Source organism: Mesorhizobium sp. M0571 (assembly GCF_040320985.1).
In the GTDB taxonomy this organism is placed as follows: Bacteria; Pseudomonadota; Alphaproteobacteria; order Rhizobiales; family Rhizobiaceae; genus Mesorhizobium.
In genome coordinates this window covers 23,050-45,054 of sequence record NZ_JAMYQT010000003.1, presented here as the reverse complement: position 1 = coordinate 45,054, position 22,005 = coordinate 23,050, and the positions used below count along the sequence as shown (strand labels likewise).

General features: G+C 63.9%; 21 protein-coding genes and 1 tRNA gene. 9 read left to right on the top strand and 13 right to left on the bottom strand.

Features of this window, described 5'->3' with window-relative positions:
* Positions 1 to 26 precede the first annotated feature (26 nt).
* The gene (locus tag NKI85_RS04825) at positions 27 to 2,531 is read right to left on the bottom strand and encodes a heavy metal translocating P-type ATPase (protein ID WP_352522636.1); all 2,505 of its coding nucleotides are present in this window, start codon (positions 2,529 to 2,531) and stop codon (positions 27 to 29) included.
* Positions 2,532 to 2,758: 227 nt separating this feature from the next.
* On the opposite strand from NKI85_RS04825, the gene NKI85_RS04820 reads away from it, so the two are divergent.
* Together NKI85_RS04820 and murJ are read left to right on the top strand one after the other, a co-directional pair.
* Positions 2,759 to 5,557 carry a [protein-PII] uridylyltransferase gene (locus NKI85_RS04820; RefSeq protein ID WP_352522637.1) on the top strand — a complete coding sequence of 933 codons (2,799 nt, stop codon included), beginning with the start codon at positions 2,759 to 2,761 and terminating at the stop codon, positions 5,555 to 5,557.
* A gap of 46 nt (positions 5,558 to 5,603) precedes the next feature.
* Positions 5,604 to 7,202 carry a murein biosynthesis integral membrane protein MurJ gene (gene murJ / locus NKI85_RS04815; protein ID WP_352522638.1) on the top strand — a complete coding sequence of 533 codons (1,599 nt, stop codon included), beginning with the start codon at positions 5,604 to 5,606 and terminating at the stop codon, positions 7,200 to 7,202.
* Here murJ and NKI85_RS04810 read toward each other — a convergent pair.
* A complete protein-coding gene (locus tag NKI85_RS04810) occupies positions 7,177 to 7,581 on the bottom strand; it encodes a type II toxin-antitoxin system VapC family toxin (protein ID WP_352522639.1) in 405 nt (134 codons plus the stop codon). The genes murJ and NKI85_RS04810 overlap by 26 nt on opposite strands.
* Positions 7,581 to 7,826: a type II toxin-antitoxin system VapB family antitoxin gene (locus NKI85_RS04805; protein ID WP_352522640.1), complete on the bottom strand. Its 246-nt coding sequence runs from the start codon at positions 7,824 to 7,826 to the stop codon at positions 7,581 to 7,583. Before NKI85_RS04805 ends, NKI85_RS04810 begins: the two co-directional genes overlap by 1 nt.
* 359 nt (positions 7,827 to 8,185) lie before the next feature.
* Here NKI85_RS04805 and trpS point away from each other — a divergent pair, with 359 nt between their 5' ends.
* The 3 genes from trpS (at position 8,186) to NKI85_RS04790 (ending at position 10,550) form a co-directional block, all read left to right on the top strand.
* Positions 8,186 to 9,253 (top strand): tryptophan--tRNA ligase, encoded by a 1,068-nt coding sequence (trpS, locus tag NKI85_RS04800; protein WP_352522641.1) that lies wholly within the window; start codon positions 8,186 to 8,188, stop codon positions 9,251 to 9,253.
* 96 nt (positions 9,254 to 9,349) lie between these two features.
* Positions 9,350 to 9,841 (top strand): universal stress protein, encoded by a 492-nt coding sequence (locus tag NKI85_RS04795; protein WP_023717912.1) that lies wholly within the window; start codon positions 9,350 to 9,352, stop codon positions 9,839 to 9,841.
* A 139-nt stretch (positions 9,842 to 9,980) separates the two neighbouring features.
* Complete coding sequence (locus NKI85_RS04790) at positions 9,981 to 10,550, top strand: NifU family protein (protein ID WP_352522642.1); 570 nt, start codon at positions 9,981 to 9,983, stop codon at positions 10,548 to 10,550.
* A gap of 137 nt (positions 10,551 to 10,687) precedes the next feature.
* Here NKI85_RS04790 and NKI85_RS04785 read toward each other — a convergent pair whose 3' ends face one another.
* Positions 10,688 to 11,305, bottom strand: a complete 618-nt coding sequence (locus tag NKI85_RS04785) for a L,D-transpeptidase (protein ID WP_352522643.1) — start codon at positions 11,303 to 11,305, stop codon at positions 10,688 to 10,690.
* Positions 11,306 to 11,528: 223 nt separating this feature from the next.
* On the opposite strand from NKI85_RS04785, the gene cueR reads away from it, so the two are divergent.
* Complete coding sequence (cueR, locus tag NKI85_RS04780) at positions 11,529 to 11,951, top strand: Cu(I)-responsive transcriptional regulator (RefSeq protein ID WP_352522644.1); 423 nt, start codon at positions 11,529 to 11,531, stop codon at positions 11,949 to 11,951.
* Between the two features lie 80 nt (positions 11,952 to 12,031).
* Here cueR and NKI85_RS04775 read toward each other — a convergent pair whose 3' ends face one another.
* Positions 12,032 to 12,358 (bottom strand): GYD domain-containing protein, encoded by a 327-nt coding sequence (locus NKI85_RS04775; protein WP_352522645.1) that lies wholly within the window; start codon positions 12,356 to 12,358, stop codon positions 12,032 to 12,034.
* A 193-nt stretch (positions 12,359 to 12,551) separates the two neighbouring features.
* On the opposite strand from NKI85_RS04775, the gene NKI85_RS04770 reads away from it, so the two are divergent.
* Both NKI85_RS04770 and NKI85_RS04765 read left to right on the top strand, forming a co-directional pair.
* Positions 12,552 to 12,851 carry a DUF1330 domain-containing protein gene (locus tag NKI85_RS04770; protein WP_352522646.1) on the top strand — a complete coding sequence of 100 codons (300 nt, stop codon included), beginning with the start codon at positions 12,552 to 12,554 and terminating at the stop codon, positions 12,849 to 12,851.
* A 163-nt stretch (positions 12,852 to 13,014) separates the two neighbouring features.
* Positions 13,015 to 13,088, top strand: a tRNA-Cys gene (locus NKI85_RS04765).
* Positions 13,089 to 13,810: 722 nt separating this feature from the next.
* On the opposite strand, the gene NKI85_RS04760 is transcribed toward NKI85_RS04765, so the two are convergent.
* Positions 13,811 to 14,134, bottom strand: a complete 324-nt coding sequence (locus NKI85_RS04760; RefSeq protein ID WP_352522647.1) for a hypothetical protein — start codon at positions 14,132 to 14,134, stop codon at positions 13,811 to 13,813.
* A 214-nt stretch (positions 14,135 to 14,348) separates the two neighbouring features.
* On the opposite strand from NKI85_RS04760, the gene NKI85_RS04755 reads away from it, so the two are divergent.
* Positions 14,349 to 14,849 carry an MmcB family DNA repair protein gene (locus NKI85_RS04755; protein ID WP_352776387.1) on the top strand — a complete coding sequence of 167 codons (501 nt, stop codon included), beginning with the start codon at positions 14,349 to 14,351 and terminating at the stop codon, positions 14,847 to 14,849.
* 99 nt (positions 14,850 to 14,948) lie between these two features.
* Here NKI85_RS04755 and NKI85_RS04750 read toward each other — a convergent pair whose 3' ends face one another.
* The 7 genes from NKI85_RS04750 to fdhF form a co-directional block, all read right to left on the bottom strand.
* Positions 14,949 to 15,263 carry a hypothetical protein gene (locus NKI85_RS04750; protein WP_352522648.1) on the bottom strand — a complete coding sequence of 105 codons (315 nt, stop codon included), beginning with the start codon at positions 15,261 to 15,263 and terminating at the stop codon, positions 14,949 to 14,951.
* Positions 15,264 to 15,270: 7 nt separating this feature from the next.
* On the bottom strand, positions 15,271 to 15,633 hold the full coding sequence (locus NKI85_RS04745; protein ID WP_352522649.1) for a nuclear transport factor 2 family protein: 363 nt from the start codon (positions 15,631 to 15,633) through the stop codon (positions 15,271 to 15,273).
* Between the two features lie 79 nt (positions 15,634 to 15,712).
* Positions 15,713 to 16,186: a carboxymuconolactone decarboxylase family protein gene (locus NKI85_RS04740; RefSeq protein ID WP_352522650.1), complete on the bottom strand. Its 474-nt coding sequence runs from the start codon at positions 16,184 to 16,186 to the stop codon at positions 15,713 to 15,715.
* 111 nt (positions 16,187 to 16,297) lie between these two features.
* Positions 16,298 to 17,851, bottom strand: a complete 1,554-nt coding sequence (locus tag NKI85_RS04735) for an alpha/beta fold hydrolase (RefSeq protein ID WP_352522651.1) — start codon at positions 17,849 to 17,851, stop codon at positions 16,298 to 16,300.
* Positions 17,852 to 18,015: 164 nt separating this feature from the next.
* On the bottom strand, positions 18,016 to 18,264 hold the full coding sequence (locus NKI85_RS04730; RefSeq protein ID WP_352522652.1) for a formate dehydrogenase subunit delta: 249 nt from the start codon (positions 18,262 to 18,264) through the stop codon (positions 18,016 to 18,018).
* Positions 18,254 to 19,084 (bottom strand): formate dehydrogenase accessory sulfurtransferase FdhD, encoded by an 831-nt coding sequence (gene fdhD, locus NKI85_RS04725; RefSeq protein WP_352522653.1) that lies wholly within the window; start codon positions 19,082 to 19,084, stop codon positions 18,254 to 18,256. Before fdhD ends, NKI85_RS04730 begins: the two co-directional genes overlap by 11 nt.
* 2 nt (positions 19,085 to 19,086) lie before the next feature.
* Positions 19,087 to 21,999, bottom strand: coding sequence for a formate dehydrogenase subunit alpha (fdhF, locus tag NKI85_RS04720; RefSeq protein ID WP_352776260.1), 2,913 nt, complete (start codon positions 21,997 to 21,999; stop codon positions 19,087 to 19,089).
* Positions 22,000 to 22,005: the final 6 nt, after the last annotated feature.

Below are 22,005 nucleotides of genomic sequence, written 5' to 3'. Positions count from 1 at the left end.
GAACAGGGTCTATCTGGGCAGTTGACTCAGAGTTTCAACGTCCTGAGCCGCAATGCGTTGGCGATGACCGAAACCGAAGACAGGCTCATCGCCGCCGCCGCCAGCATCGGCGACAACAGCGTGCCGGTGAGCGGATAGAGCACGCCGGCAGCAACCGGCACGCCAAGCACATTGTAGAGGAAAGCGAAAAACAAGTTCTGGCGGATGTTGCGGATCGTTGCGCGGGCCAGCGTGCGGGCCCTGACGATGCCGTTGAGATCGCCCTTGACCAGCGTAATCCCGGCACTTTCGACCGCAACATCGGCGCCGGTGCCCATGGCGATGCCGACATCGGCGGCGGCGAGCGCGGGCGCATCGTTGACGCCGTCGCCGGCCATGGCGACGCCGGCGCCGCCGGCTCGCAACTCCTCGACCAGCGCGTTCTTCTGTTCGGGCAAAAGCCCGGCACGCACCTCGTCGATGCCGAGCTTGGCTGCGATGGCCTTGGCCGTGCGCTCGTTGTCGCCGGTCGCCATGACGATCTTCAGCCCGCTGTCATGCAGCGCCTTGATCGCCTCGGCGGTGGTCGCCTTGATCGGGTCGGCGACGGCGACGAGGCCGGCGAGCCTGTTGCCGACGGCAACGAACATCGCGGTCTTGCCGTCGGCCTGCAGCGCCTCGGCGCTGGCCAGGACCGACGCCGTGTCGATGCCGAGATCGGCCATCATCGCGGCATTGCCGAGCGCCACCTTCTGCCCCGAAACCGTGCCGGAAACGCCCTTGCCGGTGACGGCCTCGAAACCGCCGGCCTCGGGAGTATTCACCCCGCGTTCGCGGGCGCCTTCGACGATCGCCTCGGCCAGCGGATGCTCCGAGCCTTTTTCCAGCCCGGCGGCGAGCGCCAGGAGATCGTCTTGCGCCATCCCTTCGACGGCGACGACGTCGGTCAGTCGCGGCCGGCCTTCGGTCAGCGTTCCCGTCTTGTCGACGATCAGCGTATCGACCGAGGCAAAGCGTTCGAGCGCCGCCGCTTCCTTGATCAGCACGCCGGCAAGCGCGCCGCGTCCGGTGGCGGTCATGATCGACATCGGCGTGGCAAGGCCGAGCGCACAGGGGCAGGCGATGATCAGCACCGAGACCGCCGAGACGATGGCAAAGACCAGGCTGGGTTGCGGTCCGACGATCGCCCAGGCGACGAACGCTATGATCGCGACCAGCACGACGGCCGGGACGAAGTAGAACGAGACGCGGTCGGCCAATCCTTGGATCGGCGCGCGCGACCGCTGCGCCTTGGCGACCAGTTCGACGATGCGCGCCAGTGTCGTCTCGGCGCCGATCCTTTCGGCGCGCATGATCAGCGAACCGTTCTTGTTGAGCGTGCCGCCGGTGAGGTTGTCGCCTTCGGTCTTTTCGACCGGCAGCGGCTCGCCCGATATCATCGATTCATCGATGGAGGAGCGTCCTTCGAGCACAATGCCGTCGACCGGCACGGCGTCACCTGGGCGGATGCGCAAGCGGTCGCCGGCCTTGACCGTGTCGAGCGGCACGTCGTTCTCGGAGCCGTCCGCGCCGATCAGCCGCGCCGTCTTCGGCGCCAGGTCGAGCAACGCACGGATCGCCGAGCCGGTTTTCTCACGAGCGCGCAATTCCAGCACCTGGCCGAGGAACACCAGCGCGACGATTACCGCCGCCGCCTCGAAATAGACCGGCACGGTGCCGTCATGGCCGCGGAACTGGTGCGGAAAGAGGCCTGGAAACAGCGTGGCGATGACGCTGTAGAGATAGGCGGCACCGACGCCGAGCGAAATCAGCGTCCACATATTGGGGCTGCGGTTGAGCACCGAGTCCCAGCCGCGGTGGAAGAACGGGAATGCCGCCCACAACACCACCGGGCTGGCCAGCGCCAGTTCCAGCCAGACCTTCGCCCGCTCGTCGATGAAGGCCTGAAACGTCAGGCCGAGCATCGGTGCCATGGCGATGACCAGCAACGGCACGGACAGCACCGCGCTCACCCACAGGCGCCTGGTGAAGTCGACCAGTTCGGGGTTCGGGCCCTCGTCGCCGGTCGGCACGCCCATCGGCTCCAGCGCCATGCCGCAGATCGGGCAGGAGCCGGGTTTGTCGCGGATGATTTCCGGATGCATCGGGCAGGTGTATTGCGTGCCTTTCGGCATCGCCTGCGGCGCCGGCCTGTCGCCGAGGTATTTTGCCGGCTCGGCCTCGAACTTCGCCTTGCAGCCGGCCGAGCAGAAATAGAAGCCCTGGCCCTCATGCCGCAAAAAGTGCTTGGCCGTGACGCGATCGACGCTCATGCTGCAGACGGGATCAATGGCCGTCAGGTATTTTTCCGGTTCTGCGACGAATTTCGCGCGGCAGCTTTCGCTGCAGAAATGATAGCGATGGCCGCCATGCTCGGCCGTTGGCTTGCCGGCAGCCGGATCGACGGTCATGCCGCAGACCGGATCGCGGACGACGGCGGCGGTCGAAGCGCCCTTCGCCGAGCAGCAGCTGCCATGGCCATGGGGGTGATGATCGTGGTCGGAATGCGTCATGCCAAATGCCTCTGTATTTCGATGTTGGGGCGGAGGTAGTGCTTCCAGTGACTGGAAGGTCAAGGGCCAATTTCGACTTTTCGCGCCATAGGCCAAATTGAACCGACCGCGGGGACGATAGGATCGTCCCGTTCCACCGCTACGGAGCACGCGTCCGTCCGCCCCATACCCAGCGCCGCGAAAACGCGCTATAGACGCCGCCGAAACGGCGAGGCCTAACGGCATCCATGGCAAGAATATCACTGAAGCTCGAGGAACTGATCGACGGCGAAGCCTTGCGCCGCGAGATGACCGAACTGACCGCGGCCACGGCAGGCGACGGTTCCGGCAAGGCCGCACGTAGCGGCGTTCTCAAGCTTCTCAAAAGCCGGCTCGCCGACGGGCGCACTGTCGCCGAACGCATGCTGATGGACGATGGCAGCGGCACCGCCTGCGCCGCCCGGCTGTCGCATCTGATGGACGAGATCATCCGCGCGCTCTACGATTTCGCCGCCACCCATGTCTATCGTGTCAAAAACCCGTCATCAGCCGAGCGCATGGCGGTCGTCGCCGTCGGCGGCTATGGCCGCGGCACGCTGGCGCCGGGGTCCGACATCGATCTCCTGTTCCTGCTGCCCTACAAGCAGACGCCCTGGGGCGAACAGATCGTCGAATACATGCTCTACATGCTGTGGGACCTCGGGCTGAAGGTTGGCCACGCCACCCGCAACATCGACGAGTGCCTCAGGCTGTCGCGCACCGACATCACCATTCGCACCTCGATCCTTGAAGCGCGCTTCCTGTGGGGCGAGCAAAAGCTCTATGACGAGCTTTTGCAGCGCTTCGATCACGAGGTGGTGCGCACCACCGGCCCCGAATATGTGCAGGCCAAGCTTGCCGAACGCGACGAGCGCCACGCCAAGGCCGGCGAGAGCCGTTACCTGGTCGAACCCAACGTCAAGGACGGCAAGGGCGGCCTGCGCGACCTGCAGACGCTGTTCTGGATCGGCAAATATTTCTACCGGGTGCGCACCGGCGAAGAACTGGTCGACAAGGGCGTCTTCACCGACGCCGAATACCGGGAATTCCAGAAGGCCGAGGATTTTCTGTGGGCGGTGCGCTGCCACATGCATTTCCTCACCGGCAAGGCCGAGGAGCGGCTGCATTTCGACATCCAGCGCGACATCGCCGAGCGGCTGGGCTACACCACCCATCCCGGCCTGTCGGCGGTCGAGCGCTTCATGAAGCACTACTTCCTCGTCGCCAAGGACGTCGGCGACCTGACCCGCATTTTCTGCGCCGCGCTCGAGGAGGAGCAGGCCAAGCATGTGCCGGGTTTCAACCGCATCTTTCTCACCTTCTCGCGGCGCAAGCGCAAGCTTGCCGGCACGGCTGATTTCATCGTCGACAACCACCGCATCAACATCGCCGACGACCAGGTGTTCGAACGCGATCCGGTCAACCTGCTCAGGCTGTTCTGGTTCGCCGACAAGCACGGCCTGGAATTCCACCCCGATGCGCTGAAGCTTCTGACCCGCTCGCTCGGCCTGGTCGGCAAGGCGCTCAGGCGCGACGAGGAGGCCAACCGGCTGTTCCTCGACATCTTGACCTCGGACCGCAACGCCGAGCTCAATCTGCGGCGCATGAACGAGGCCGGACTGCTTGCCAAGCTGATCCCGGATTTCGGCAAGATCGTCGCCATGATGCAGTTCTCGATGTACCACCACTACACGGTGGACGAGCACCTGATCCGCTGCATCGGCGTGCTGGCCGAGATCGAGCGCGGCGACGGCGAAAAGGTCCATCCGCTTTCCCATACGCTGATGCCGGGGCTGAAGAAGAGCCGCGAGGCGCTCTATGTCGCCGTGCTTCTGCACGACGTCGCCAAGGGCAGGCCGGAGGACCATTCGCAGGCCGGCGCCAGGATCGCCCGGCGCATCTGCCCGCATATGGGGCTCTCGCCGGCCGACACCGAAACGGTCGCCTGGCTGGTCGAGAACCACCTCGTCATGTCGATGACGGCGCAGACCCGCGATCTCAACGACCGCAAGACGATCGAGGATTTTGCCGCCATCGTGCAGTCGGTCGAACGGCTGAAGATGCTGCTGGTGCTTACTGTCTGCGATATCCGTGGCGTCGGGCCGGGCGTCTGGAACGGCTGGAAAGGCCAGTTGCTGCGCACGCTCTACTACGAGACCGAGCTTTTGTTGACCGGTGGGTTTTCGGAGGTGTCGCGCGCCAAGCGGACGGCGGCGGCGCGCGAACAACTGGCCGAGGCGCTTGCCGACTGGCCGGAAAAGGCCCGCAAGCGTTATGTCGGCCAGCACTACGAGAACTACCTGCTGGCGGTCGATCTTCCCGACCAGCTGCGCCATGCCGAATTCATCCGCGAGGCCGACCACGCCGGCAAGAAGCTCGCCACCATGGTCAAGACCCACCAGTTCGAGGCGGTGACCGAGATCACGGTGCTGGCGCAGGATCATCCGCGCCTGCTCTCGGTGATTGCCGGTGCTTGTGCGGCGGCCGGCGGCAACATCGTCGACGCGCAGATCTTCACCACCTCGGACGGCCGCGCGCTGGACACCATCCTGATCTCGAGGGAGTTCGACCTCGACGAAGACGAGCGCCGCCGTGCCGAACGCGTCGGCCGGCTGATCGAGGACGTGTTGTCGGGCAAGAGCTGGCTGCCGGAGATGATCGAGAAGCGCACCAAGCCGCGGCGCGGCGCCAAGGTTTTCCGCATCCCGCCGCGGGCCGAGATCCGCAACACCCTGTCGAACCGGTTCTCGGTGATCGAGGTCGAAGGACTGGACAGGCCAGGCCTTTTGTCGGAGATCACCGGCGTGCTGTCGGACCTGTCGCTCGACATCGCCTCGGCCCACATCACCACCTTCGGCGAAAAGGTCATCGACACGTTCTACGTCACCGACCTCACCGGCCAGAAGATCGACAGCCCGTCGCGCACGGCGACCATTCGCAACAGGCTGATCGCGGTGCTCGAAGGCACGGCGTCCGAGCGCGGCAAGACCAAAGCGGCCGCCGAGTGACTGTTACCTTCCATTTGCCCCAATCCTACAGGCAGTCTCCAAGCGCATGAGCCTTGTCAAGAAATTCGCGACGGTCGCTTCCGGCACGCTGATGAGCCGCGCCCTCGGCTTCGGCCGTGAGATGCTGATGGCTGCGGCACTCGGCACCGGGCCGATCGCCGACGCCTTCAACGCCGCCTTCCAGTTCCCCAATACCTTTCGCCGGCTGTTCGCCGAAGGCGCCTTCAACGCCGCCTTCGTGCCGCTATTCGCCAAGGAGATCGAAACGCACGGCACCGACGGCGCCAAGCGCTTTTCCGAAGAGGTGTTCGGCGTCTTGTTCACGGCGCTTCTGGCGCTGACCATCGCCATGGAACTGGCGATGCCGCTGATCGTGCGCTACCTGGTGGCGCCGGGCTTTGCCGACACGCCGGGAAAATTCGAAACGACGGTCGCGCTGGCAACCGTCATGTTCCCCTACCTGATCTGCATGTCGCTCGGCGCCATGATGGCCGGCATGCTGAATTCGCTGCGCCGCTATTTCGCCGCCGCGGTGGCGCCGGTGTTCCTCAACGTCATCCTCATCGCGGTGCTTGCCTATGCCTGGTACAAGGGTTCGGACGCCCGCACCGTCGGTTTCGGGCTGGCCTGGGGTGTGCTGGCGGCCGGTTTGGTGCAGCTGGCGATCGTCTGGGCGGCGGTGCGCCATGCCGGCATCTCGATCGGCTTCCGCCGGCCGAAGATGACACCGAACGTCAAGCGGCTGCTGATCCTGGCGCTGCCGGCGGCGATCACCGGCGGCATCACCCAGATCAACCAGCTGATCGGCACGGCGATCGCCTCCGCCCAGGACAGCGCGGTGTCGTCGCTGGCCTATGCCGACCGCATCTACCAGCTGCCGTTGGGCGTCGTCGGCGTCGCCGTCGCCATCGTGCTTTTGCCGGAACTGTCGCGGGCGCTGAAGTCAGGCAATCTGATCGAGGCGGCCAATCTGCAGAACCGCTCGGTCGAGTTCACTTTGTTCATGACCTTGCCGGCGGCGGCGGCGCTGCTGGTCATGTCCGAGCCGATCGTGCGGCTGGTCTATGAGCGCGGCGCCTTTGCCGCCAACAATTCGACGCCGACGGTCGCGGCAATCCTGGCGATTTTCGGCCTCGGCCTCCCGGCCTTCGTGCTGATCAAGGCGTTCACCCCAGGCTATTTCGCCCGCGAGGACACGCGCACGCCGATGATTTTCGCCGCCATCTCGGTGGCGGTGAACGTTACAACCGCGCTGACGCTGTTTCCGACGATGGGCGCGCCCGGCATCGCGGTTGCCTCCGCCGTCGCCGGCTGGGTCAATGCGTTCATGCTGCTCGCCGTGCTGGTCCGGCGCGGCCATTGGGGCCGCGACGTGCCGCTCATGAAGCGCATTCCGCGGCTGGTGCTGTCGGCGGCGGTGATGGCCGCGGCGCTTTATTTTGCCGAGCATTGGTTCGCCGCAAGGCTCGCCTCCGGCTCGCCGCTGGTGATCAAGGCGGTAACCCTGCTTGCGCTCGTCGCCGGCGGGGCGCTGCTTTACTTCGTCACCGCCTTCGCCACCGGCGGCGCCGATTTCGGCATGATCCGGCGCAATATCGGGCGGAAGGGGTCCCAGCCGGTCAAGGAACAGTCTCCAGATCCGTGAAGCGGAATTCGTCCGCCGTCGAAAGCATCGGAACGGCGTAGTAGCGCGCACAGGCATAGTGGAAACAGTCGGCCATGTTCAGGCGGCCAGCGTTGCCGCGAAACCGCGACGCAGCCTCGACAGACAGAGATGCTGCGTCCGAGGCAGGCGGAAGCTCCCGCAAGGTGATTCCACGCTCTTCGAGAAAACGGCTGACTATCTCCAGGCTTATGGCGACCGATATGGCCAGCTTTTCCGATCGCGAAAGCGCCATCGCGGCTTCCCAAACCGCGATCGCCGACGTGAACGGAGCCGACGCTTTCATGACCGCCTGCGCGCAGCGCTGGGCTTCGGGCTCGTTGCTCAGTATTGCAACGATAGCGGCTGCGTCGATGAACATCAGTCTTCGCCGGACAATTCGTCGTAGACCGAGCGCGGCAGCGGGTTGCGCGCCTGCTCGCTCAGCTCAATACCGAACTCAGCCCGGAGCCGTGCCGCCGTCTCCAGCGGCGTCTCGCGGTTGCGCCGGCGCTCCAGAGCTTCGCGCATGGCGATCACGATTGCCTCGGTGATGCCGACACCTTCAAGCCTGGCAAAAGCCCGCGTCAGGCTGTCCGCTTCCTTGTTGTTGATGTTGATCGTCATTGTTTTGCTTCCGTTGTGTGTAGCAAATGTTATGTAGCTATCTACATCAATGCGTCAATGCGGGCCTGAGCCAAATTGAACGCAATCGCCAAGGCGAGCTATTTTGTTCTTGCTTTGTGCCGGCAGCTATGCTACTAATTTGGCTATGGTGCTGATTCGCGCCGAGGACCCGCCGCAAGGCGGGTTTTTGTTTCTGATCGGCGACATCCCCTTCAAACAGCCTTCTGCTCGGCCGAAGCCAAAGCCCTGCGCCGTCCAGTCGACACCCTCTTGATCGTCTCCTCGCTCTCGTCCATAAGCGCGCCGTCGCAAGACTTTCGCCGCGCGCGAAACGGCCCTCCACAAGCCAAGGAAACACCATGACCGCCTTCAAGCCACTCGTCTTTTCCGGCGTCCAGCCGACCGGCAATCTGCATCTCGGCAATTATCTCGGCGCCATCAAGAAATTCGTCGCCCTGCAGGACACCTCCGACTGCATCTATTGCGTCGTCGACCTGCATTCGCTGACCGCGCAGCTCGTCTATGAGGACCTTCAGGACCAGACGCGTTCGATCACCGCGGCGTTTCTCGCCTCCGGCATCGATCCGGCCAAGCACATCGTCTTCAACCAGTCGCGGGTGATGCAGCACGCCGAGCTCGCCTGGATCTTCAACTGCGTGGCGCGGATCGGTTGGATGAACCGCATGACGCAGTTCAAGGACAAGGCCGGCAAGGACCGCGAGAACGCCTCGCTCGGCCTGCTCGCCTATCCGAGCCTGATGGCCGCCGATATCCTCGTCTACCGCGCCACCCATGTGCCGGTCGGCGACGACCAGAAGCAGCATCTGGAGCTGACCCGCGACATTGCGCAGAAATTCAACAACGACTTTTCGGACCGCATCGCAGCGCTTGGTGTCGGCGTCGAGATGCAGGTAGGCGAAGAGACCGTGAACGGCTATTTCCCACTGACCGAGCCGGTCATCGGCGGCCCGGCGGCGCGCATCATGTCGCTGCGCGACGGTTCGAAGAAGATGTCGAAGTCCGACCCGTCCGACCTGTCGCGCATCAATCTGACCGACGATGCCGATGCCATCTCGAAGAAGATCCGCAAGGCCAAGACCGACCCGGAAGCCTTGCCGGGCGAACTGGACGGCCTTGCCGGCCGGCCGGAAGCGGAAAACCTTGTGGGCATCTATGCCGGTCTTGCCGAGATATCGAAAGAGGCGGTGCTGCAAGAGTTCGGCGGCCAGCAGTTTTCGGTGTTCAAGCCGGCACTGGCTGATCTCGCGGTGGAAAAGCTGGCGCCGATCGCCGGCGAGATGCGCCGCATCTCCGGCGACCGCACCTATGTCGACGCGGTGCTGCGGGATGGCGGCGAGCGCGCCGGTACGTTGGCCGAAGCGACGATGAAGACCGTGCGCGACATTATCGGCCTGCTGCAAGGCTGAGCTTAGAGCGGCGCCCTATCGCCACAGCCGCCGGTCGCTTGCGGGCGGGCTGTGGCGGTGGCAGATTGCGAACCGAAACCATCGAACAGGGTGAATATGGTCTCCAAACGCCTCAGCCGCGAAGCCGGTCATCGCCGCAAGTTCCTGGCGATCATCGACGATACGCCGGAATGCGAGCGCGCCGTCGCCTACGCCTCGAAGCGGGCGCAAAGCACGGGCGGCGTGCTGGTGCTGCTCTATGTCATCGAGCCCGACGATTTCCAGCACTGGCTGGGCGTCGAGAAGATCATGCGCGAGGAGGCGACCGCCACGGCGCGCGCGGCACTGGACAGCTACGCCAACAAGGTGCGCCAGAAGCTCGGCATCGAGCCGGAGCTGGTGGTGCGCGAAGGCAAGCCGACCGAAGAGATCCACAAGCTGATCGAGGAAGACCAGGACATCGCCATCCTGGTGCTGGCGGCAGGCGCCGGCAAGGAAGGGCCTGGGCCGCTGGTCGGCGCGGTCGCCGGCAAGGGCGCCGCGTTTCCCATTCCGGTCACCGTGGTGCCGCAGAACCTGTCGGACGAAGAGATCGACAGCCTCGCCTGAGCGCGCCTCGCTCGGGGCCGGGGGTAAAACATTCCGCCTGCGGCCGGTTGCAGCGATGCCTTTCGCTTGAATGTCGGGCGGATAAAGCCTAATTAGAATTATTCCAAACTAGTTGCCCGAAACGGGCACGGAGACGGCCATGTTCATCCAGACCGAGTCGACGCCAAACCCGGCGACGCTGAAATTCCTGCCCGGCAAGGAAGTGCTTGTTGAAGGCACCGCCGATTTCCGCGATGCCGACAGTGCCGCGACGGCTTCGCCGCTGGCCGGCCGGCTGTTCGAGATTCCCGGCGTTACCGGCGTCTTCTTCGGTTATGATTTCATCACCGTGACCAAGGACGGCCCCGACTGGCAGCATCTGAAGCCCGCGATCCTCGGCGCCATCATGGAGCATTTCATGTCCGGCGCCCCGGTGATGGCCAGGGCCGGCCCCGCCGCCGAGACCAGCCAGACCGGCGAATTCTACGACAAGGCCGACGAGGAGCTGGTGATCACCATCAAGGAACTGCTCGACACGCGGGTGCGCCCGGCGGTGGCCCAGGATGGCGGCGACATCACCTTCCGCGGCTTCGAGAACGGCACCGTGTTCCTGCACATGAAAGGCGCCTGCGCCGGCTGCCCGTCGTCGACGGCGACGCTGAAGCACGGCATCCAGAACCTGCTCCGGCACTTTGTGCCGGAAGTGCAGCACGTCGAACAGGTCTCCTGATATTTCTGCTCCGCCGACAGCCTGACGCGGTTTCCGCGCTTCCAAATACAAACGGCAAAAAACAAAAAACCGGGCCAAGTGCCCGGTTTTCTGTTTGCGACGTCTGTGTTGCCTAGACGGTCCGCGTAAGGATAGTTTTATAAGACGATGACCTTGGCGCCGACCGAGGTGCGGTCGTAGAGGTCGATAATGTCCTGGTTCATCAGCCGGATGCAGCCCGACGACATCGCCTTGCCGATCGAATTCCATTCCGGGCTGCCATGCAGGCGGTAGCCCATATCGCCGCCCTTGTTGAACAGGTACATGGCGCGCGCGCCGAGCGGGTTCTTCAGTCCCGGATCCATGCCGCTGGCAAATTTGGCCAGCTCCGGCTGGCGCCTGATCATCTGCGAAGGCGGCGTCCAGGTCGGCCATTCGCGCTTCAGCGCGATATGGGCGGTGCCGTGCCACTCGAAACCCTCACGGCCGACGCCGATGCCGTAGCGCATCGCCTCGCCGTCGCCCATGACGAAGTAGAGGAATTTGTTCTGCGTATCGACGATGATGGTGCCCGGCTTTTCCTTGGTGTCGTAGTCGACGATCTGCCGGCGGTATTTGAACGGCACCTTTTCGATGGGGATGCGCGGCAGGTGATAGCCGGCATCGGTCACCGCGCCATAGTCGTTGGTGAAGATCTGCGAGCCGATGGTGCTGCAACCGGCGACAGCCGTCGACAGCGCCAGGGCCGCGACGATTGCAAGTGACTTCATGCGCATGAAAAGGTCCGATGCCCTGCCCAAACAACAGCGGCTCGAGTCGGCCGCTTTTTCATCTTCATTCATGCTGGCATTTGCTTTGCTTGCCAAGCGGGCGATGCCTATATCCATGGGCTTGCGTGCCGGTAAACCAGCGACTATGGCATTTCGGCAACAGCCCCCGCAGGATTATGCTGCAAAATCAATGGGCCAAGAACAAGAACCAGCAGACGAGGAAATCACCATGAATGTCGGTGACGCTGCCCAGCGTTCTGGCCTGCCGGCCAAGACCATCCGTTACTACGAGGAGATCGGCCTGATCTCGCCTGCGCGTGCCAACAACGGTTACCGCGACTATTCGGGCGATGACATCCACCGGTTGGCGTTTCTGCGCCGCGCCCGCAATCTCGGTTTTTCCATCGACGACTGCCGCCAGCTGATGGCGCTCTACCAGGATCGCAGCCGCGCCAGCCACGACGTCCGCGAGATCGCCGCCGCGCATGTCACGGCAATCGAGGACAAGATACGTGAGCTGCAGTCGATGCGGGCAACCCTGCAGAAGCTGATCCACGCCTGCCACGGCGACGACAGGCCGGACTGCCCGATTTTGGAGGATATTGCGCGGGCGGCGCCGGCCGGCGAGAAGAGTGCTTCGGCGGCGGCGTAGAACCGCGTCGACGAATTCACGATGCAGCAGGGCGCGGCCGGCGGCTATGCCTCGAAACTCGGCAAAGCCGCAAGGCGTCCTTATGATCCCGGTGGGCGATACCGGATCGACTTCGCCCTCCCAAGGGCTTCCATCGTCTCTTCGACACTTAACAGCACGGTGGTCTGGTATGAGCTGAGCGCGCCTCCCGCACCAATGGCAAGCATGACAGATGCCATGGACACATTGTCCGGCGCCTCCCACAGATTCCAGCCATCGTGCTCTCCGAAGGCGTACCAGAAGCCGTGCAGCTTTCCGCCGACCGACTCGATGTAGGAACGGGCAGCCTCGCGTCTGTCCTCGGGGTTTTCGATCAAGCGCGCCCAGGTTCCGGGCTCGTAGCTGAATTGCGTGAGATACATCGGCATGGTTCGTCTCCTCCCAGAGCTGCCCCCCACGAAGACATAGTAAGCGCCGCGATCCGGGGGAACGCGAGTCGTTTCCGAGCCGGTGTGTCAAAAATATACGGCCGGCCATCCCCTAGGCTGGGTAGTTCGGCCGGCTTAGTTGCGGGAATGCTAATGGACGTGCTTCAATCCCCTCCTTGAGGGAGTAAGATCAATGGCAGCATATCTTATTGCTGATGTCGCCATAACCGACGCCGCCGTTTTCGAGGAATACCGCAGGGAAGTGCCGGCAACCGAAGCGCGCTACGGAGGAAGATATATCGCTCGTGGCGGACCCACCAAAGTGCTGGAAGGCGACTGGGAGCCTCATCGCCTCGTCATCGTCGAATTCCCGGATATGGCCTCCCTCATGGCATGGTACGACTCTCCAGAATACGGCCGGCTCAAAGCCATCCGCGAACGCTCCGCAAAGACCAGGATCATTGCCCTGGAGGGCATGATGCCGGCTAGTTAAAAGTCGAATATCTACGCATGTCACGGCGACGACAGGCCCGACTGCCCGATTTTGGAGGATATGCGGGTGGCGGACGGCTGGTGACAAGCGTGCTTCGGCGACGGCTGGGTATCCTGGCATCGACGGGTTGACTGCGCTGATGGATTGGGCATAGAGGCACCGAGGTCTGAGGGCGGGACGGTGACGCATCGGTCTGCAAAACCGACGTAGTGGGTTCAATTCCCACTCAGACCTCCAGCCAGCCCACCGGCGCTGATTTGTTCCGCTGTAATCAATTATAGACGCATCTTAAAATGTTGATGCCGGCCGGTCGAGGACCATATTCCTATTCGTCTTTGGGTTTGTCGAACAGATAATCGCCGGAAAAGTCCGCACGATCTTCGTCCGGAGTACCGCCCTCATAGGCAGGGCGCGCGGGGTGAGACCAAACGCATTTATGCACTCATTGAACGGGACCTCCATATCAATATGGACCCAACACCGGATCGGCAGGCGATGTTTGACCTAGGGTTGTGTCATGGCGTTGAAAATGCCGGCGCCAACTATCGCACATAAGGCTGCGGCCCCAAGCCCCCCACAATGATGCACCACCAGGCGCGGCCATTTCCCCGAAGCATGGGATTCATTTTTATCATCCGTCGCGCCAGAAGCCCCTGGTAAAGCGCATAAGAAGACCCGAAACCGGCAAGCCAAACAACGGAAAATACGATGCCCCGAGTGAGCATCCTATTGAGCCTAGTCTGCTCGACCGTCAAACTTGCATTCTCAGTAACCACGCTTCGCCACCTTTTTGATTAAGCTGCGACCACTATCGGGCCTGCAGCGGTGAATATTAGATCAACGGCGACGCCTCGCGAAAACATAGCTCCCCTCACCCGTAGGAATTGCATTGCTAACGCGAGCGGCCCGCCTTGGGGTAGGGTGGGCCTCTATCGTTTCTCAAAAGGCAATTATGTACTTTACAAACAGGAAGGCCTGAAGACACGGGTAGGCCCTTCTTCGGGCTCGATCACCAGCACAACGTTTTCTGGGTTTTGCCAAGGCAACAACATCACGTAGGCCGCAAAATCGTCTTCAGGGAAATGGTTGAAGCCACCACCGGCTACAAACATTTGCGGGTGCTTGCTGCCGCCAAAGCTATCCTCGACGCTGTTAAGTTGTTGGAAGGGGGCGCGCTCTGCCAGCCATTCCTGTATGCTCTCGAAGAGAATGGGCAGGCCGTTCGGGCTCGATCGATCTTCAACAGAAGACGTACAAAGCACCACACCGCTCACGACGCTCATTGTGACTCAGCCATTGCCTAACGGGCCTTCTTGCCCGTCTCCAGCCGTTCGAAAGCAGCTTCTTCGTTGTGGAAGTGTGGCTCGAAAAGGACACTCATAACCCGGATTCCTACTGTGGATTCAAGGTATCAGGCACATCGCCGTGTTTGTAAAGTGCGTAATCGCCCATCAAAAACAGGTTCAAATCGTGAACAAAATCTGGCATGGTGCCGCCATGCCGATCATCTCACCGATTCCCCTCAATCCGCTCATCGACGGCCGCCAGTCGGAGCGCGCCATGCTGGTCAGGCGCGGCGTGCAGCGGCTGCTCAGGGATATGGGCGCGCATGTCTTGCCCGAACTGTCGCTGGCCACCGGCCGGCGCGCCGATCTCGTCGCGCTGACCCGCCACGGCGACATTTGGATCATCGAGATCAAATCCTCGGTCGAGGATTTCAGGGTCGACCGCAAATGGCCTGACTACCGGCTGCATTCCGACCGCTTCTTCTTCGCCACCCATCCCGGCGTACCCCAGGAGATCTTTCCGGAGGAGTGCGGCTTCATTCTCTCCGACGGCTACGGTGCCGAGATTTTGCGCGATGCGCCCGAGCACCGCATGGCAGCGGCGACGCGCAAGGCGCTGATGCTGCGGATCGCACGCGCCAGTGCGTCGCGGCTGCTCGCGGCCGAGCTTGCCGGCGTGTCGGTGCCGGCGCTGGACGGCGAGAGCGAGTAGGGGTTGCTCTCCGTAATTGTAGATGTGGGCGCTGCCCCTCATCCGGCTGCCGCCACCTTCTCCCCGTAAGTGACGGGGAGAAGGGAGATGGCCGGACAGCTATTCCACGATGCGGTAGATGTTCCATAGGCTGGTGCCCGACACGACATAGGGCTCCATCTCCTTGCCCCATTTGGCGTGCGCGTCGATCTTGCCGATCCTGGCGAAGAACTCTTCCAGCTGGGCGAGGCTCTCGACCTGGTGGTGGGACTCGATCGTCGCCTCCCGCGCGCCGATCGATCCGGTCATGATCTGGAACTTGAGGTCGTCGAGACCGACCTGCGAGCCGATCTCGCGTTCCCATTTTTTCAACAGGTCGAGCACGGTCTGCTTGTGCCCGAACCTGGCGTCGATCTGCCATCTGGCGCTGAACATGGCCGCCTCACTCGTCCCAGGCCTGCACGACCGTCTGCCGTGCGATGAGGCCGTTCTTCAACTCCAGCATCGCCGCGCAGAACACCTTGGTCCCGTCCGGATAGGAGCAGGCCTGGGTGAAGGCGAGACTGTTGCCGTCGGCGATGGTGGTGTCGACCTTGTGGGTCATCGCCCGGCTGCAGATGTCGTCCCAGAACGTGGTGATCGCCGCGCGTCCGTGGATTTCACGCGGCTTGCTCGGCGGGTTGTTGCGGTCGATCACCCGCACCAATGCATCGTCGGCATAGAAGCTCGACAGCAATTTTCCGTCACGGCCCTCGATCGCCTTCTTGATCGCCGCACCGTCTACCGTCTGTGTCTTGGTCAGCATTTTATCCTCCATTGGCCCGTCTTCACCGGGCGTTCAATTGATCAGAACCGCCCGGCGCTCGCCGCCGGGCAGTGGTCTTTCACTGCGACTTGGCCTTGACGGCCGCGAACACCTCATCGGACTGCTTCTTGAAGGCGGTGAAGTCGACCTGGCTGCCGTTGAGCATCGTCGACCAGTGTCGCACGATCGCCGCCATCGCCACGGCCTCCTTGATCTCCTCGTCGCTGGCGCCATTGAGCTTGGCCGCCTGCGTGTGGAAATAGATGCAGTACTGGCAGGGGATCTGCGAGGCGACGGCGAGGCCCATCAATTCCTTGGTCTTGCCGTCGAGCGCGGTGTTCGGGTTGAGCTGCACGCCCTTGATCTCGGCCCAGGCGCCGGCAACGGCGACGTCCGGCAGCGTCTTGAACATGTCCGGTACCGAGCCGAGCGTTGCCTGGATGTCCTTGTAGGCAGCCGTCGCCGAGGCGTCTTCGGCCTTGGCAGGAACGATCGCCAACAGCGCGCCAACGCCTGCCGCCAGCACCAGTGATTTGAGTGTCGACTTCAGCATTTTATTCCTCCCTTCGCAGCGCCTTTCCCGGCGATATCCGCCTGGCCTGCATGGGACGAAGTGATAGCGCTTACGCATGCCCGGCCGCTTCGCCCGAAAGCGCCATGGCTCCTATGGCCCGTGCGGGCCAGCGTGCCGGGCCGAGAACGCCGCCGCCGCCGCCCGCGACGGCAGGTCCAGCTTGAGCAGAATATTGGCGACGTGGCGCTTGACGGTGTGTTCGCTCAGCCCGAGTTCGGCGGCGATCGCGGCATTGCTCTTGCCATCGGCGATGAGGTTCACCACCTCGCTTTCGCGCGCCGTCAGTGCGGCCGGCTCGGCAGCCTTGGCCTTCGGCCGGCAGGCCGGCTCCAGATGCTGTTCCGAGGTCGCCTGCACCAGCGCCAGCGGCTCATCCAGCTCGTCAAGCGCGATGCGCCCGGCGTCATTGAAATGAAGGCCTGAACCGGCGGCGAGGTCGGCGACCAGCCGCGAAGCGAGGATGTCGCCGCGCCCGGCATGCGCGGCAAGCTGCATCGTCACGCGCGCCGTCAACCCCGTCGGCGGCCCACGCAACTCGACCTCGCCGACATGCACGCCCTGCGCGCTGAGGACGCCGATCTCCTGCGCCGCATCGCGCAGCGCCGCCGCGCAGCGTACGGCCCGCGCCGGGCCGTCGAAGCGCGCCATCATCAGCTCGCCATGCGTGCCGGCCGGGCGGCCGCCATGGCGCCCGACCAGCAGCCGCCATGTTTCCTGAAAACGCTGGCTGCGCTCGCTCCACATGCGGTCGCCAAGCCGCGCCGTGTCGTAGATCCGGGTGACCAGCAGTGCAGCCAGCACGCGCTCGGCCTCGGCAACGGCGCGCGCTCCGGTCAGGAATTCCTCGATCAGATCGGCCACCCGGTCGATATCGCCGGTCCAGATCGGGTGGTCGCGCCCGGCCACCTCGACCAGCCGCGAATTCGGGATCTTCCTTGCCAGGAAGCGGCTGGCCTCCGGGTCGACGCGCGCGTCGTTGCGGCGATGGATGAGCAGCGTCGGTGCGCTGATCGCCGCCAGCACGCCGCGCACGTCGATAGCTGCATTCATGCGGGCCAGGGCGATTGCCGCGGTCGGGCTCGCCGACAGCCGCTCGAAGCGCGCCCACCATGTGGCGAAACGCGGATCGTCGACGCGGCCGGGCGCGAAATGCGGCAGGGTGGCGCCGGTGCCCCATGCGGTCTCCGCCGTCGCGATGAACGCCTCAAGGCGTTCCGGCGGCATCACCCATTTGTGGAAATGCGCATAGCCGCCATAAAGCGTCAGCGCCCGCGTCCGCTCCGGGTAGGTGGCGGCGAACAGCATTGCCATCGGCGCGCCTTCCGAAGCGCCAAGCAAGGCGGCGCGGCCGCTGCCGGCCGCATCCATCACCGCGCGCACGTCGTCCATGCGGGTTTCAAGGCTGGGCAGGTGGTGGGCATCGACGCGGTCGGACAGACCGGTGCCCCGCTTGTCGAACAGAATCAGGCGCGAGAACGCCGAAAGCCGCTTCAACAGCCGGCTGTAGCCCTCGTCTTCCCAGTGCAGGTCGAGATTGGAAATGAAGCCCGGCACAAAGACGAGATCGAACGATCCCTGGCCGACCACCTGATAGGCGATCCGCACGTCGCCGCTAAGCGCGTATCGAGTTTCGATCGGCCTCACGAGATTTGTCCGCTCGACCCGACGATTTCTTATCGCCGATCATAGCAGAGGCGCGCGGCTTGCGTCAGATGAAACTTTAGAGCGAGTGAATATAGGCCGGCGGCGGCTACTTCTGTGACGCGGCGGTCTCGGTCTTCGCTCCGCCGACGCTAAAACCGGCGCCCTCAGGCGCGGCTCGGCCGCTTGATCCTGGGCGCGGCGGCGACGACAAGCTCGTCGAAGCCCTCGCGCCCGCTGTCCAGCATCTCGAACAGTTGCCGGCGCATCCTCGGTTCCCAGAATTTGTTGATGTGCTCGGCGACGCCGGCAATGCCTTGCTCGCGCGGCTTGGAGTGGAAAAAGGCAGCGATCTGGTTGGCCATGCGGACCAGCTTCTCGCTGGTGCTCATGAGGTGGCCTTCGTCATGCGACATGCTTGGCAACTCCGGAAACCACGCGGTCAGGGTGGGTGAAAATATCGAAATCGTCGCCGCGCACCAGCGCCACCAGCGTCATGCCGGCGTCGTCCGCGGTGCGGATGGCAAGCGCGGTCGGCGCCGAGACGGCAATGATGACGGCCGCGCCGATCGCCGCCGTTTTCTGCACCATCTCGACCGAAACGCGCGACGTGACGACTACGGCACCGCTGGCGCCGTCAATGCCGGCTCTGGCCAGCGCCCCGGCCAGCTTGTCCAGCGCATTATGGCGGCCGACATCCTCGCGCGCCATGACGATGCCCTTGCCGGGGACGTAAAAACCGGCGGCGTGGACGGCACCGGTCTCGGCATGCAGCGGCTGCAGCTTCGACAGCAGCTTGACCGAGCGGACAATGTCGTCGGCCTGAAGTGTCAGCTTTGACACACCGACCGCATCGACCGAGCGCATCGCCTCCTCGATCGATTCGATGCCGCACAACCCACAGCCGACCGGGCCGGCCAGCCTGCGCCGCCGCGACTCGAACCGGGTGTTGGCCTGGTCCTTCAGCCGGATCTGGATGTCGATACCGGCGCCATGATCCTCGACCTCGATCGCCTCGATCTCATCAGGTGCCGCAATGATGCCTTCGGTCAGCGAGAAGCCGAGCGCGAAATCCTCGAAATCGGCCGGGCTTGCCATCATCACAGCGTGCGTGGTGCCGGCAAAGGAGAACGCCACCGGCGTCTCTTCCGGCACCATCCGGTTGGCGGCTTGAGTGCCGCCGGCGCGGCGCGCCAGCCGCGAGATCTGCGCAATGGCTTTGCGGCGCGCGGTCAAGGTTACTCCGCTGCTTCCAGCGAGGCGATGCGTCGGCTTTGCTTTGCCTGCTCGTCATAGTCGCGCTGCCATTCCGACGGGCCGTTGGACGCGCCGACCTGCACCGCCGTCACCTTGTATTCCGGGCAGTTGGTCGCCCAGTCGGAGAAGTCGGTGGTGATGACGTTCGCCTGGGTGTCGGGATGGTGGAACGTCGTATAGACCACGCCCGGCGACACCCGATCGGTGATCAGCGCGCGCAGCGTCGTCTCGCCGGAACGGCTGGTCAGCCGCACCCAGTCGCCGTCGCGCAGGCCGCGATTTTCGGCGTCATGCGGATGGATCTCCAGTCGGTCCTCGCTATGCCAGACCACGTTGTCGGTGCGCCTGGTCTGCGCGCCGACATTGTATTGCGACAGAATGCGGCCGGTGGTCAGCAGCAGCGGGAAGCGCGGCCCGGTCCTCTCGTCGGTCGCGACATATTCGGTGCGGATGAACTTGCCCTTGCCGCGCACGAAGCCGCCAATATGCATGATCGGTGTGCCTTCCGGCGACTTCTCGTTGCAGGGCCACTGCACCGAACCCACTCTGTCGAGGAGGTCGAAGGAAACGCCGGCGAAGCTCGGCGTGGTCTTGGCGATCTCGTCCATGATCTCGGAGGGATGCGTGTAGGTCCAGTCGAGGCCGAGCGCCTTGGCGAGCTCCTGCGTCGTTTCCCAGTCGGCATAGCCGCATTTCGGCTCCATCACCTTGCGCACCATGTTGATGCGGCGCTCGGCATTGGTGAAGGTGCCGTCCTTCTCGAGGAAAGTCGAGCCGGGCAGGAAGACATGCGCGTAGTTGGCCGTCTCGTTGAGGAAGAGATCGTGCACCACCACGCATTCCATCGCCGCCAGGCCGGCGGCGACATGCTTGGTGTCGGGGTCCGACTGCAGGATGTCCTCGCCCTGCACATAGAGGCCCTTGAACGAACCATCGACGGCTGCGTCCAGCATGTTGGGGATGCGCAGGCCGGGCTCTTCGTCGAGCTTGACGCCCCACAGGCTCTCATAGATCGCGCGCACCGCGTCGCCTGAAATATGACGATAGCCGGGAAGCTCGTGCGGGAACGAACCCATGTCGCAGGAGCCCTGCACATTGTTCTGGCCGCGCAGCGGGTTCACGCCGACGCCCGGCCGGCCGATATTGCCGGTCGCCATGGCAAGGTTGGCAATGGCGATGACGGTGGTCGAGCCTTGGCTGTGCTCGGTCACGCCGAGGCCGTAATAGATCGCGCCGTTGCCGCCGCGAGCGTAGAGCCGCGCTGCGCCGCGTATGTCGTCGGGATCGACATTGGCAAGCTGGCCGACGACCTCCGGGCTGTTTTCCGGCAGTGCCACGAACGACGCCCAGTCCTGGAACTCGTCCCAGTCGCAGCGCTCGCGGATGAAGGCCTCGTCGAACAGGCCTTCGGTGACGATGACGTGGGCAAGCGCGGTCAGCATGGCGACGTTGGTGCCCGGCTTCAGCGGCAGATGGTACTGCGCCTCGACATGGGCCGAGCGCACGATGTCGGTGCGGCGCGGATCGAGCACGATCAGCTTGGCGCCCTGGCGCATGCGCTTTTTCATGCGCGAGGCGAACACCGGATGCGCATCGGTCGGATTGGCGCCGATGAGCAGGATGACGTCCGTCTGCTCGATCGAATCGAAATCTTGCGTGCCGGCGGAGGTGCCGAAGGTCTGGCCGAGGCCATAGCCGGTCGGCGAATGGCAGACACGGGCGCAGGTGTCGACATTGTTGTTGCGGAAGCCCTGCCGGACCAGCTTCTGGACGAGGTAGGTCTCCTCGTTGGTGCAGCGCGAGGAGGTGATGCCGCCGATCGAGGTGCGGCCGTACTGGTACTGGATGCGGCGGAATTCGTTCGCCGTATGGCTGAGCGCCTCTTCCCACGACACTTCGCGCCACGGATCGCTGACCCGCTCGCGGATCATCGGTTTCAGGATCCGGTCCTTGTGCGTCGCATAGCCATAGGCGAAGCGGCCCTTGACGCAGGAGTGGCCGTGGTTCGCCTTGCCCGCCTTGTAGGGCATCATGCGAATGACCTCGTCGCCCTTGACCTCGGCCTTGAATGAGCAGCCAACGCCGCAATAGGCGCAGGTGGTGACGGTCGAACGCTCGGGCAGGCCTTTCGCCAGCACGGTCTTTTCCCTCAGCGCATCAGTCGGGCAGGCCTGCACGCAGGCACCGCACGACACGCATTCGGAATCGACGAACGCCTCGTGCATGCCGGCCGAGACCCTGGATTCGAAGCCGCGGCCCTCGATGGTCAGCGCGAACGTGCCCTGCACCTCTTCGCAAGCGCGCACGCAGCGCGAGCACACGATGCATTGCGCCGGATCGTAGGTGAAATAAGGGTTCGATTCATCGCTGGCGATATAGTCGATGGTCAGCGAGCCATGGCCGGGCGCCACGCCGTTTTCTTGCATGACGTGGTTGCGGCCGTCCACGCCGTAGCGGTTCTCGGTCAGGCCGACCGTCCTGACGACCTTGTCGAATTCGCTGGCGCCGGTGCCGGCCGTCTCGCCCCACGCCACCGGGTGGTCGGAGACGTAGAGCTCCATCACGCCGCGGCGGATGGCGTTCAGCCGGTCGGTCTGCGTATGCACGACCATGCCTTCGCCGACCGGCGTCGTGCACGAGGCCGGCGTGCCGCCGCGCCCGTCGATCTCGACGAGGCAGACCCGGCAGGAGCCGAACGAGTCCAGCATGTCGGTTGCGCACAGTTTCGGGATTTCGACGCCCGCTTCCATCGAAGCGCGCATGATCGACGTACCCGCCGGCACCGTCACCGACTTGCCGTCGACGGTCAGCGTCACCTGCTGTTCGGCTTCAGAGGCGGGTGTGCCGTAGTCGATTTCCTGGACCAGCGATTTGATGTCGAATGCCGCGTTCATGCCTGT